Source organism: Chitinophaga sp. 01L420, from assembly GCF_056399985.1.
This window is the reverse complement of record NZ_JBFTSK010000015.1, coordinates 87,891-102,390: the sequence shown is the minus strand read 5'-3', so window position 1 is coordinate 102,390 and position 14,500 is coordinate 87,891. Positions and strand designations below refer to the sequence as shown.

Here is a 14,500-nt window from a genome sequence, read left to right as displayed (position 1 = left end):
ATACCTCATATGAGAAATTGTACTGTTCATTATCTATATAAAACAACATTACTTGTAGGAGTACTGCTGATGCTGGCTTGCCGGCTATCGGCACAAACAGATATCAGTGTTGGTCACGGTACTTCCGGTAATACAGATCTGGGCTATCCTTGTCCCCTGCAGGATTACTACGAAGGCACCAGGACTCAGTACCTGTATCGCGCTTCAGAACTCCATGCAGCAGGAATGAATGCCGGCGTTATCAACGGTCTTAAATACAAGGTGCTCAACCTCAATGCGACAGATACCATTGAGCAATACACCATTAAAATTGGTACTACTACAGATACCACCCTCAGCGATGCCACCTGGATCACGATCAGTAACCAGGTGTTTGGTCCTGTTAACTACCTGCCTGTGGCAGGTACCAATACGCTCAACTTCATTTCAGGTTTCTTCTGGAATGGTACAGACAACATTGTGATAGAAATATGTAATGGCGCACCTGATTCAGATACGCGCCTTACCTACACCCACAACCCCGAAGTTCCCTGGACAACAGGACTTCCCTTTAATGGTTCACATACTTACCGTACGGATGGCATGAACTATTTATGTGGTACCACCTCCACCAGTAACACTGGTACCATGACAACCCGCCCCGACGTTATATTTTCCTGGACACCTGCAATAGCCTGTACAGGAACACCTTCAGCAGGAACAGCTACTGCCAATCCGACTACCGTTTGTATGAATGGCCAGGTAACAGTTACCCTCACCGGCGCTACCATTGCATCTGGTCTTAAATACCAGTGGCAGTCATCTGCCGACAATACGAATTGGTCCAATATCGTTAATGATACTACCAACAGACTGGTGACTACTCAACCAGCCACCAGGTACTACCGTTGTAAAGTAACCTGTGTAACAACTAATCTCACAGCTACATCCAACAGCGTAACCGTTACCTCACCGCTTGCTATATCAGGTACCTTCACCATCAACAAGGCATTGCCTACCGGTGGTACCAACTTTGCCTCTTTTAATGATGCATACAACTGGATCAAATGCGGTATCAATGGTCCTGTTATATTCAATGTGGCCCCCGGTGGCACCGCCTATAATGAGCAACTGGTGATCACCCCTGTACCAGGCGCCTCTGCCACCAATACCATTACGTTTAACGGTAACGGAGATACGCTCACCTATGCAGGAACTTCTTCTTCTCCGGCAGTGATCAAACTGTCTGATGCGGACTATTTCACGTTTAATAACCTGGTCATTAAAAACCCTGTTACCAACAATGGTTGGGGCGTACACCTGACAAATGATGCAGATTATAATGCGATCCGTAATTGTACATTTATCCTGGACACTACCAATACTTCCAGCAGCAATGCAGGTATAGTGATCAGCAGCAGTGCTACTTCGGCTACTTCTACCGGTGAAGCAAAATGTGATTTTAATGTCTTCTCTGATAATACCATCAACGGTGGTTATTATGGAATCGCATTAACCGGCAGCAATACTTTTGCCAATGGTAATAATAAAGTAACCAATAACAAGATCAGTAACTTCTACAGTTATGGTATCTATGTAACCGGTTCCTTCAATACCCTGATAGAAAACAATATCATCAGCAGGCCCACACGTAGCAACGTCAGTACCTTCTATGGTATTTACTTTACCAATCTCAGTACAAAAGCAAACATCACCCGCAACACTATCCGCAATCCTTTTGGCGGTGCACCGAATAATACCAATGCTGCCTACGGTATTTACTTCAGCAGCACGGATGCATTGTCACAACTGGAAAATGTGGTGAGCAATAACCTCCTTTATAATTTTACAGGTAAGGGAGATGTTTATGGCCTCTACAATTCGAGCTCGGATAACGTTTGGTACTATCATAATACTATTGCGCTGGACGGTGCTTCCACTACCAGCGCTACTTATACTACCCGTGGATTTTATCAGACTTCCCAGGCAGACGGGGTTGAATTCCTCAATAACATTATTTCCGTAACACGCAGTGGCGGCGGCAATAAATATTGTATTTACTTCTCTTCTACCAGTGGTACTATTCATGCCAACAGGAATGACTACTACCTCGCTGCTACCGGTGGTACCAATAACATTGGTTACTATGGCGCTAACAACAGCAGTCTGCTCGACTGGCAAACCGCATCCCATCAGGACAGTAGTTCTGTCAGCTCCAATCCTTTGTTCGTAGGTGTTGCCAGCGGTAACTATCAGCCGGCAAACGCGTCTATCGATAACAGGGGAGTTCCGGTGAATATTACGGTGGATATTAACAACGCTGTCAGAAGTACCACCACACCTGATATAGGCGCTTACGAATTTACACCCGGCCCCTGTACTTCGCCACCACTGGCAGGTAACGCACAGGTAAGTCCTTCAGTGATTTGCGTAAACAGGAAGGTGTCATTAACATTAACAGATAATTCCATTGGACTGGGACAAACCTACCAGTGGCAAAAGTCTGCTACCGCTAACGGTACTTATACCAACATAGGTGGCGTACTGACCAACCCGGATACAGTCATTACTTCGGTAATCACCTCCTGGTATCGTGTAGCCGTTACATGTAGTGGGAATACATCTTACTCACAACCTATACTGCTTACGGTAACCCAGGCTTTCCCGGCAGGTACTTATACCATTAATAAAAACGCACCGGCCAGTGCCACCAACTTTATCAGCTTCAATGCTGCCAAAGCTGCGATGGAATGTGGTATACAAGGTCCTATTGTACTGAATGTAGTATCCGGATCCGGTCCTTACCTGGAGCAACTGGTACTCGATTCCATTGCAGGTACCTCCGCTGTCAATACCATTACTTTTAACGGTAACGGTAACAAGATAAAGTTTGCACCTACCGACAACAATGAAAGAGCAGTGATCAAATTGCGCGGTGCAGATCATATCACTTTTGATAGTCTTACCATAGATGCCACCAGCGACGACTATGGCTATGGCGTGCAAATGCTCAACAATGCAGATAGTAATACCATTACCCGCTGTAATATTATTGCTGACACCGAAGCCACTTATTCCGACTATGCCGGCATCGTGATTAACGGCAGTGAATCCAGTGCAACTACGGGTACCACCAATAATTGTGACGGCAATATCATCTCCAAAAACACCATCACCGGTGGCTATTACGGGGTGATCATCTACAGCCAGACCAATGGATCTGCTACCGGCAATATCATCAGTAACAATACCGTAAAAGATTATTATGAAACCGGTATTAATATAAGCTATGTTACCAATACCAAAATAGATCATAATGATGTTTCAAGACCTGCCCGCACAGATGGCAGTTGGTCTATCTACGGCATCAGTGTGGAAAACAAAGGAGCGGACGTAGTAGTCAGCAATAACCGTGTCCACAACCTGGCAGGCGGCATGCTAACTACCACCTCTTCTATTTATGGCATAGAAATGTCCTATGCAGATGCTACGGCCACTAATCCAGCCAGGGTATTCAACAACGTAGTATACGATATCCGTAATCAGAGCACACAATATGGATTCTCCAACTATAGCGCTGATTATGTTTATTATTACCACAACACCATCGTACTGAACGATGCAAAGAATACTTCTAACAACAGTAGTACCGGCTTTTATCAGTCAGGTAGCGCCAGCGGTATTCAGTTCTTCGATAATATTCTTGATATCAGCAGAGCTGGCAGAGGAAGCAGAACAGGTATAACAATTGGTAACGGTACCGTACTCACTTCCAATTACAATGACCTCTATGTAAAGAGCAGTTTCAATACCGCCTTCGTGGGTGGTAACTCCACTACCCTGGCGGCATGGACAACAGCTACCAAACTGGATAGCAACTCCCTGTTCATTTCACCGGTATTTGCAGATCCGGTAGCCGGCAACTTTGCCCCTGTTATTTCTCCGCTGGATAATACCGGTAAAGCAGTAGGTATCACCAACGATATCCTGGGCGTTACCAGAAGTACCACCAAACCAGATATGGGTGCTTATGAAGTAAGTGTTCCCAACTGTAGTAAACCGGTAGTACCAGGTACCTCCAACGTATTCCCGCTTACACCGGTTTGTATGGGTACCGACATTAAACTGGACCTCACCGGCAACAGCACCGGTGGTACACAAACCTATCAGTGGCAGCGTTCCAAATCGGCCACCGGTCCTTGGGCAAATGCCAGCGATACCCAGTTTGTGAGTGCATTTAATACTACCATCAGCATCGAAAATTACTATCGTTGCTTAGTGGTGTGTGGCGGCACAGACAGTGCTTATTCTACTACGGTAATGGCTAACCTGAACCCGCCTCTGCTGGCAGGTACCTATACCATTAACCCGGCGCTGCCCAGCAGCCTTACCAACTTCCAGTCATTCAGCAGCGCTGTTTCCAAACTGGAATGCGGTATAGCCGGTCCCGTTATCTTCCTCGCCAAAGCAGGTAGCTATACTGAGCAGATCACCATGCATCATATACCTGGCGCATCTGATGTAAACAGGGTTACCTTCCGCAGCGAAACAAACAGTGCTGCAGCGGTTACGCTGACCTACACCGGCACTTCCGCTTTAAACTATGTATTGAAGCTGGACAGCGTAGATTATGTTACCTGGAAAGCGATCACTATTAAACCAGCGGGTACCACCAATGCAAGAGGTGTGGTATATGCCAAAGGATCTTCTTACGACAGCATTGCTGCATGTACCATTCCATTACCARCTACTACCAGCACCGGCTCTTCCGTGAGTGGTATTTACGGCGATGCCTGTATAGGTACCGGCAACGTGATCACTGGTAACACCATCACCAATGGATCAAATGGTATTTACTGGAACGGCACTTATAGTGCAGTTACCCCAGGACTGGTGCTGGATAGCAATATGGTGGAAACACCGTATGCAAAAGGTATCTACGCTACCTATACAGACAGCGTGATGATACTCCGCAACCGTGTGAACCTGAGTGGCAATTTGGCCGCTGATGCTTATGGTATTTACACCGATAACACCAACGGCTACTCGATTTCACGTAACAATGTTCATGCTACCAATACCACCGATGATGTACACGGCATATATCTCTATTATGCAGAGGCTAATGCCGGTGTAAAAGGGATCGTATCCGGCAACACCATTGTAGCCAGAAAAAATCTCACCGGAGAAATACGTGCGCTCGAGCTTTATCAGACCGATGCGGCCACTATTTCCAATAACGTCATCAGCGTACAAGCAACTGGCAGTGCTGCTTATGGTATTTACAGTGAAAGCAGTCTTAATCTCAACTACTATAACAACTCCGTACTGAACAGCTCTGTCACCACCGGTGATAACTATGCCGCTTACTTCCGGCATACTGCTTCTTACTACGGAAATGTTAAAATCAAAAACAACATCTTCGCATCAGATACCAGTGGCGTGGCCATGTACGTGGCAGATCCGCTTTACCTGAAAAGCGATTACAATACCCTGTATACAAAAGGTACTCTACTGGTGAAACAATCAACACCAGCAGGTTCCTATGCTACGCTGCATGATTACATTGCCGCGGACACACTGGATATAAATTCCATTGTATACAAACCTGCCTTTACTAATGACACCACCCTGCAACCGGCTATCGCTAATCCGGAAGTTTGGGCGATCCATGGTCGTGGTGTGCAGATAGAAGGCAATGATAAGGATATCAACGGCGCTGCCAGACCGGTTAGACTCACTGAAGGAGTACCGGATATGGGTGCCTATGAATTCCTGCCTACTTCTGTACCTCCGGTACTGCCTGCATTCCCTGCTGTAGCAGCACCAGGCGTTACCCAAACATTTATGTTTGGTACTGATACGGTTACCAAAATTACCTGGAACCCAGGTACCGCTATACCCAGTAATATAGCCGTAAGACGCTACTCTGGTATTAAGCCACCTAACCTGGCTACCGGTGCCGCCTATATGTATTTTTATACAGATGTAGATGTTACGCCTGCAAATGGCACCTATAATTTTAATATCGATCAGTTCTACCTGGATCCATGGCAGGGCTTCATCAAACGCCAGAAAGACATCCGTTTGGCGCGTACAGATGCTGCCAACGCCTGGATTGTGGATTCACTCAGCCACGTGTATGATATCCCGAATGTGATCAGGGATAGCTCATTGCACTTCCTGGATAAATTCACCGGTCTGAATGGTGGTGGTACTAATACACAATTACTGCAGCCATCAGACAGCTCCAACAGGGGCACCCGTTTCTGGGTGGGTTATGGTCACCATCAGTTCTTCCCGGGCAACAACTCGCAGAACATGGTATTGTACCTGAATGCGCAGGATTCTTCTAACGTAACAGTACGTATTAATGGTACCAGCTGGGAACGTGTATATCACATTCCTGCCAATAAAACCATCACTACCGAAATAATACCAAAAAGCGGACTGAATGACGCCCGCCTCATAGAAGAAGGATTCTCTGATAAAGGCATCAGCATAGAAAGTGATGTGCCTATTGTTGCCTACGCACATATTTATGGCAGTGCCTCTTCCGGTGCTACCATGCTACTGCCGGTAGGTACTTACGGCTATGAATATGCTACGCTATCATCCAGACAGAATTACAGCACCGATACTTATTCCTGGTTCTATGTAATAGCCGACTATGATAATACCAAAGTAGAAATCACGCCTTCTGTACCAACCCTTGGCGGTAAACCGGCTAATACAACGTTTACGGTTACACTGAATAAAGGAGAAGTATACCAGATACTCGGCGCTATGATGCCGGGTGGTGGCAGCGAAGGATACGACTTATCCGGCAGCCATGTGAGATCCATCATCAACGAAGATGGAAAATGTTATCCGATGGCGGTGTTCTCCGGCAGTAGCCGTACAGGCATCGGTTGCGGCGGAGATGTCGGCAGTTCAGGAGATAACCTGATTCAGCAAAACTTCCCGTCACAGGCATGGGGTAAAAAATATCTCACAGCGCCTACTTCTAACAGTTCGGCTGCGAGCTCACTGATGACGAACATCTACCGCGTGCTGGTGAAAGATCCTGCCACTGTGGTAAAAGTTAATGGCTTCAAGTTAACAGGTTTAGTCAATAACCGGTTCTATCAGTTTGAAAGTAATACGGCTGATAAAATTGAGGCAGACCAACCTATCATGGTAGCCCAGTACATGGCATCCAGCGGTAGCTGCGCCAATACAAACGGCGATGGTGATCCGGAAATGATTTACATCAGTCCTGTAGAACAGGGTATCAAAAGAGTAGGTCTGTACCGTAATACGCGGGAATCTATCAACGTCAACTATCTGACCCTCATTATACCAACAGGAGGTTTGTCCTCCCTGCTGATCGATGGTAGTGGTACCTTCGACCATACTTATCCCCATCCTAACGCCAGTGGTTACACGGTAGTGGTGAAACGTTGGGCAGCGGCGCCTGCACAGTGTACCGTTACCAGCGACTCCGCCTTTACTGCGGTAACCTATGGTTTGGGCAGCGTGGAAAGCTATGGTTACAATGCCGGTACCCTGGTGAAAAATCTGAATATCCTTCCGGCATTCAACAACGTGTTGAATAATACAGGACAGAACAACACCTATACCTGCGCTAATACACCGTTCCGGTTCTCTATGCTGATACCGGTGAAGCCAACGGCTATCACCTGGAAATTCAGCCAGGTTGCAAACCTTGCGCCTAAAGCAGATATCCTGCAAACCAACCCGGTACCGCTGGACTCTGTAATCCGCAACGACCGGAAGTATTACCGCTTCGTATTACCAAACGATTATGTGTTCAGCAAACCAGGTATCTATTATGTACCTATCCTGCTCACACATCCTGATATAGAAAGTTGCAGCAACAGTTTTGAAAGCATCCTGGAAATAAAAGTGATCCCGGCGCCGGTGGTGAACTTCACCGTTGATTATACTGGCTGTGTGAATGATGCTGCGTTGTTCAAAGGCACCGCTACTACCAGCAATGGCGTAGGTATCAGCAGCTGGAAATGGAATTTCGCTGACTCTACAGGTTCGTCCGCAAAAGATACCACCAAGTATTTCAAATACCCGGGTATCAAACAGGTGAAATTAAGCATCGTGGCAGCAGAAGGTTGTGTGGGTGATACGACCAAAGAAGTGGAAGTATATGCACCTGCTGTGGCACAGATCGTGAAAGACTCTTTCACCGTGTGCAACGGATCTGATGTAACGCTCTCTGCTAAAAATCCTGAACCAGGTGTATTATACAACTGGTATGACGCACCAGCAGGCGGTAACCTCCTGCATACCGGCAACGACTACACGATTAACAACATCGCTGCTGATGGTACTTATTATCTCGAAACACTTACACATGGATGCCCCGGCCTGTCACGCGCCAAGGCGATTGTATATGTACTGCCGGTACTGACCACACCAGTGGTAACGGTAGACAGTGTAGGCGTGAATATGATCCGCTTCAAATGGAAGGCCATCGCCAATGCTACGGGATATGAAGTATCTATAGATGGTGGTACTACCTGGACATTGCCATCTTCCGGCAGAGAAGGACTGGTACATATCATCACAGGCTTACAACCGGTGCAAACCGTGAAACTGATCGTACGTGCCAAAGGTTGTGAAGACAAAACATCACTGCCTGCTGAAGGCAAAACCTTACCGGACGGCATTTACATCCCGAATACATTCACTCCTAACAGCGATGGTAAGAATGATGTGTTGCTGGTATATGGTTATATCATCAAGCAACTGCACCTCACCATTTTTGATCAGTGGGGCGAAAAAGTATTCGAATCCAATACCCAGACAACAGGCTGGGATGGCAACTACAAAGGAAAAGCATTGCCTTCCGGCGTATACATCTATGTATGTCATCTTACCCTCATGGATGGAAGTAAAACAGAAAAGAAAGGAGTTATTAACCTGATCCGTTAAAAAGCAGTTCTATGAAAAAAATCAGCATAGTGAAGTCGTTACTGTTTGTCATCGGATGTTTAATGTTGCATTGGCCTATGGCCAATGCAACCATCCGACCGACACGACAGGGAATAGACAGTATTATGATGGACAGAAGATCCGTACTCGTATATCCTAACCCGGTAATTGCTGCACTGAATATAAAGTCCCGCCAACCAATTCAACAACTGGTACTCTATACCATGGATGGCAAACCCATTAAAAAGATGACAGCTACCGGAAAAAATAACCAGATGTATGTGCGGGATATACAACGCGGCGCTTATATGCTGAACACCATTTTTGAAGATGGAACCAGGACGTCGAAGATGATCATCAAACAATAATCATTTCAATATGAAAAATTGAAGAAGATGTCAACCAAATTAACATATTATAAGGCTTGCATGTCGGCAAAACAACTTTGCATTGCCATATCCCTTATCTTGATTTCCTCCGTGGCCAATGTTGCATACGCCCAGAATCTTTCCAACAAGGGGAAAGATTTCTGGGTGGGCTACGGACACCATCAGTTTATGGAAATGGGACAGAGCAACAGCCAGGAAATGATCCTGTACCTCAGTGCAGAACAGCCGGCTACCGTAACTGTCAGCATTACCGGCACTACCTGGACACGTACCTATAATATTCCCGCTAATACGGTTATTGCTTCTGACCTGATTCCGAAATCAGGCGGTATAGATGCAAGATTGTATTCCCTGCCTCCCTCCTTTGGTGGTACCGGCGGAGAAGGCGTATTCACAGGTAAGTCTATACACATACAAAGTAATGTGCCCATTGTAGCCTATGCACATATTTATGGCAGTGCCTCTTCGGGTGCTACCATGCTGATGCCGGAAGAAACCTGGGGATATTCCTATATCTCCGTCAACAGTATGCAGAACTATGCAGACGACTGTTTCTCCTGGATGTTTGTAATTGCAAATCAGAATAATACCGTGGTAGAAATCACGCCATCTGTATTAACGCGCAATGGCCGGCCGGCGGGTGTGCCTTTCACTGTTACGTTGAACCGCGGCGATATTTACCAGCTGGTAGGCGCCTCACTCGGCAGCGGCGTTGGGCGGCAACTCACAGGTACTACTATTAAATCCATAGGTAATCCGGCGGGGCAATGTTATCCCGTAGCAGTATTCTCCGGCAGCAGCCGAACCGCTATCACCTGTAACAACAGTAGCAGCAGCGGAGATAATAATATTCAACAGATCTTCCCTTTCCAGGCATGGGGTAAACGTTATCTCACAGCGCCTACTTCTGAAGACGACGTGGCATCCAGTCTGCAATTTAATATCTATAAAGTGGCGGTGAAAGATCCAACCACAGTGGTAAAAAGAAACGGCGTGATCCTACCGGCCGGCAGTCTGATTGCTAACTCTTATTATGAATTTGTGAGTAATACCGCCGATTATATTGAATCGGATAAACCGGTACTGGTGGCGCAGTTTATGTCTTCATCAGGCGCCTGTGGCAATACCGGCGGCCTCGGTGATCCGGAAATGATATACCTGAGCCCTGTGGAACAGGCCATCAAACGGATTGGATTTTACCGCAACAACCGGGAGTTTATTGAAACCAACTATCTCACGATGATCATACCTACGTTAGGTGTTCCTTCCCTGTTGATAGATGGTAGCCCTTTGTATGACTTCTCTTACCCGCATCCTAACCTCCCCGGCTATACGGTAGTCATTAAGAGATGGGCGGCGGCACCTGCACAATGTATTGTAAAAAGTGATTCTGCCTTTACCGCCGTTACTTATGGCCTCGGAAGCGTAGAAAGCTATGGCTACAATGCTGGTACGCTGATCAACAACCTGAATGCAGTAGGGTCCATTCATAACAGTTATGATACTTCAAAAAGTTCCAATGATTTTACCTGTACCAATACTCCTGTGCAGCTCTCCATTTTAATGGCCTATCAGCCTACTAAAATGGTATGGAAGCTCAGCGCACTCGGCACGGCAGTTACGCCCAATGCCGATGTAACAGATAACGCACCCGTAAGTACCGGCACCGTGTCGATCAACGGTATTACTTACTATAAATATACTTTGCCAGGCACCTACCAGTTTAGTGCCATAGGAGAATATGATGTGCCGGTGCTGACCACACATCCCAGCATTGAGAACTGTACGCACACAGAAAAGGTGGGATTCACCGTCAGCGTAAAAGGTAAGCCCCGTGCGGTGATGACCTATACCTACACCGGTTGCACCCTGGATACGGTTTATTTTAAAGGAGACAGCAGTTTAAAAGATCCTTTGATTGATCGCTGGCAATGGGAATTTCCCGGCGCAATAAAAGATAGTGGCGTGAGAGTTGGCAAAGTATTTCCGGTTGGCAATGCTGCGGTAAAACTCACCGTTATTTCAAGAGATGGCTGCGTGGGAGATACCTCCTTCACCGTAGCAGCAGTAGCGAAACCCGTGGCCACCTTTACCACTGATATGGCTGCCATATGCGAAACAGGCACATTAAAAATTACGGATCAGTCGACCTATGGAGGCACTGCGCCATTAAAATCCTGGTACTGGAATTTCGGTAACGACTCCGTGTTAAATGCGACTACCGGTGCCGTACAAACGATTACTTACAAAGATCACAACTCCTATACCATCAAACATGTGGTAAAAGTGAGTGACCTGTGTATAAGTGATACCGTAACAAAGGTGGTGACCGTATATGCAAAGCCTACTCCGCTGTTTGCTTACCCGGGCGATTGTTTGCCTGTAGGTGGCCTGGTTCAGTTTACCAGTGGTGCCGTGGTACCTGATGCACAAACCATCAGCACCCATGCCTGGAATTTCGGAGACGCCAACGCAACAGGCGCCAATCCCAACACTTCTGTACTGAAAGATCCCACACATAACTATACAAAGTTTGGAACGTATAGCATTAAATATAGTGTGACTACCAATAAAGGCTGTACGAAAGATACAACAGTTACGGCCACCTTTAAACTGAAACCACAACTGGCTTACGCTGCATTAACCGGTGTTTGTGTAAATGTACCTGGCACCATCGCAGTAGGCAAAGCCACTGTACAAAACGGCGTGGCGGGTAAAGGTTTTTATCGTGGTCCGGCAACGGATTCCGCTGGTAACTTTACACCTGCCACCGCCGGCACCGGTACACATACGATCTGGTATGTATTTAATACAGACAGTGGTTGTACCGATTCCATTTCCACTACGATGGTGGTATATCCTAAACCTACAGCTGCCTTTACTGCAGCAGCCAATCTGTGCCTCGGACAGAATACTGTTTTCACTGACCAATCCACTATTTCAGCGGGCAACATCACCAACTGGAAATGGGACCTGGCTGATGGTACATTGAAAAACAACACCAACAACAATCCGTTTACCATCACCTATCAGAAAGACAGCAACTACCTCGTGAAGCTGGTGGCCGTGAGTGATCATAACTGTATCAGTGACACYGCCAAAGCTATAGTAGCTGTACATCCTTTACCAGCAACAGATTTCAGTTTGCCGGCTAAAGTATGTATGCCCGATGGCACTGCTGTTTTTGCCAACCTGACCACGGTGAAAGATAAATCAACACTCACCTACCAATGGAACTTCGGCGATGGTGGTACCGGCTCAGCCGCGAAAGATCCCACCTGGCAGTACAAAGCCTTTGGTCCGTTTAACGTGAAGCTGATCGCCACCACTGCCAGTGGTTGTAAGGATTCTGCTACCAAAACATTAAGCGCCTTCTTTGGTCAGCCGGTAGCTTCCTTTAAAGTAACACCGGATACCCTTTGCCAGGGCGCCGATAATGTGTTTACTGATCTGAGTACAGATCCTACCAGCACCATTAATAAATGGCAATGGAGTTTTGGTGATGGTACCACTTCCACAGAGCAGCATCCGGTAAAAAAATATACTGCCCCTGGTGAATACAGCGTGCAGCTGCAAGTAGCAAATCAGTCGGGTTGCGGTTCTTCTGCTTATAGCAGCAAGGTAATCGTATACCTGCAACCCATCATCGATGCAGGACCATCCTTTGTAGTTGCGCAGGGCACCATCATCAGCTTCAAACCAGTTGCCAATGATTCGGTTAACCTGCGCTTCAACTGGGATCCCCCGGCAGACTTCCCGGACCCTACCCTGCTGTCGCCCGTAATACCTGCGATGCACGATGCGACCTATACGCTGACAGCTATCGGCAAACACAGCTGCATGGCGCGTGATGCTATGACCGTGAAAGTATTGAAGCCCGTGGCACCACCCAATGCATTTTCGCCCAATGGTGATAATATCAACGATACCTGGATCATCACCAACCTGGCTGATTATGCAGAAAGTACAGTGGAAATATTCAATCGGTATGGAGCAAGAGTGTATCGCTCCACTGGCTACAACGTCCCCTGGGACGGCCGGTTCAAAGGGAATCAGCTGCCAATGGCCACGTATTACTATGTCATCCGGCTCAGAGCAGGCATGGCACCCATTACAGGTTATGTAACTATTATCAGGTAAAGTAAATCATTCACATAAAAATATATTGTAAATGAGAACAATCATTGCAACCCTAGTCCTCTCTGCAGCTGCTTTATGCACCGGTACCCGGTTAATGGCACAGACAGATCCGCATTTCTCGCAGTACTACGTATATCCGTCATGGTTAAATCCTGCACTCACCGGTGTATTTGACGGCGACTACCGCGTAGCAGCTATTTACCGCACCCAGTGGGGAAATATCAGTCCCTTTAAAACATATGGGGTAAGCGGAGAAATACCTACTGCAAAGAACATCAACATCGGCGCCAGCGTATTAAATCAAACTGCCGGCGATGGTGGATACAACTACACCACTGCTTACGTAAGTGCTGCCTATACCGGTGTAAAGCTGGATGCGAATCATTATCATCAGCTGAACTTCGGGTTACAGCTGGGTTTTATTCAACGCAAATTTGACCCTTCCAAGCTGACCTATGGTGAGCAATGGAATCCCGTTACCGGTTACAATCCGGGCAATCCTATCTCTGATGGACTCACCCGCAACTCGGCGGCTTCTTTTGATGCTGGTGCCGGTGCCTTGTACTATGATGCTACCCCCGGGAAAAATTTCAATATCTATGGTGGCTTCTCTGTTATGCATCTCACAAAACCACAGGATCAGTTCAGCGCCAAAGGAGATGCCCGGTTCCCAATGCGCTTCAATGTGCATGGAGGGGTGAAACTAACGTTGTCGGATAAACTCAGTATTACGCCCAACTTCCTTTACATGCTACAGGGACCTGCCCAGGAAAAAATGATCGGTGCCTACGGTCAGCTGAATGCCGCTCCGGGTACTGATTTCCTCCTTGGTTTGAACTACCGGTACAAAGATGCGATTACTACCCACGCAGGATTTATTTATAAAAATATGATGCTGGGCGCCAGCTATGATATCAACACTTCTGATCTCAGCAAAATGGCCCATGGGTCCAACAGCTTTGAAATATCGCTGACATTCATCGGCCGCAAATCTGTCAGAACACCGGACGTAGAATTTGTTTGTCCAAGATTGTAATCAA

The 14,500-nt window shown here is 46.8% G+C and carries 4 protein-coding genes; all 4 read left to right on the top strand.

Annotation, left to right across the window (positions count from 1 at the left end):
* The first annotated feature begins 9 nt into the window (after nucleotides 1-9).
* The 4 genes from AC1DP6_RS16470 to AC1DP6_RS16455 are packed head-to-tail and all read left to right on the top strand — an operon-like array spanning nucleotide 10 to nucleotide 14,496.
* On the top strand, nucleotides 10-8,931 hold the full coding sequence (locus tag AC1DP6_RS16470) for an Ig-like domain-containing protein (protein ID WP_477055807.1): 8,922 nt from the start codon (nucleotides 10-12) through the stop codon (nucleotides 8,929-8,931).
* An 11-nt stretch (nucleotides 8,932-8,942) separates the two neighbouring features.
* A complete protein-coding gene (locus tag AC1DP6_RS16465; protein ID WP_477055806.1) occupies nucleotides 8,943-9,299 on the top strand; it encodes a T9SS type A sorting domain-containing protein in 357 nt (118 codons plus the stop codon).
* A gap of 60 nt (nucleotides 9,300-9,359) precedes the next feature.
* Nucleotides 9,360-13,460 carry a PKD domain-containing protein gene (locus AC1DP6_RS16460; protein ID WP_477055805.1) on the top strand — a complete coding sequence of 1,367 codons (4,101 nt, stop codon included), beginning with the start codon at nucleotides 9,360-9,362 and terminating at the stop codon, nucleotides 13,458-13,460.
* Nucleotides 13,461-13,491: 31 nt separating this feature from the next.
* The gene (locus tag AC1DP6_RS16455; RefSeq protein WP_477055804.1) at nucleotides 13,492-14,496 is read left to right on the top strand and encodes a PorP/SprF family type IX secretion system membrane protein; all 1,005 of its coding nucleotides are present in this window, start codon (nucleotides 13,492-13,494) and stop codon (nucleotides 14,494-14,496) included.
* The last annotated feature ends 4 nt before the right edge of the window (nucleotides 14,497-14,500 follow it).

Bases quoted from the DNA above. Each gene is read 5' to 3' on its own strand.
- AC1DP6_RS16465 (WP_477055806.1), top strand. From the start codon at position 8,943: ATGAAAAAAATCAGCATAGTGAAGTCGTTACTGTTTGTCATCGGATGT.
- AC1DP6_RS16455 (WP_477055804.1), top strand. From the start codon at position 13,492: ATGAGAACAATCATTGCAACCCTAGTCCTCTCTGCAGCTGCTTTATGC.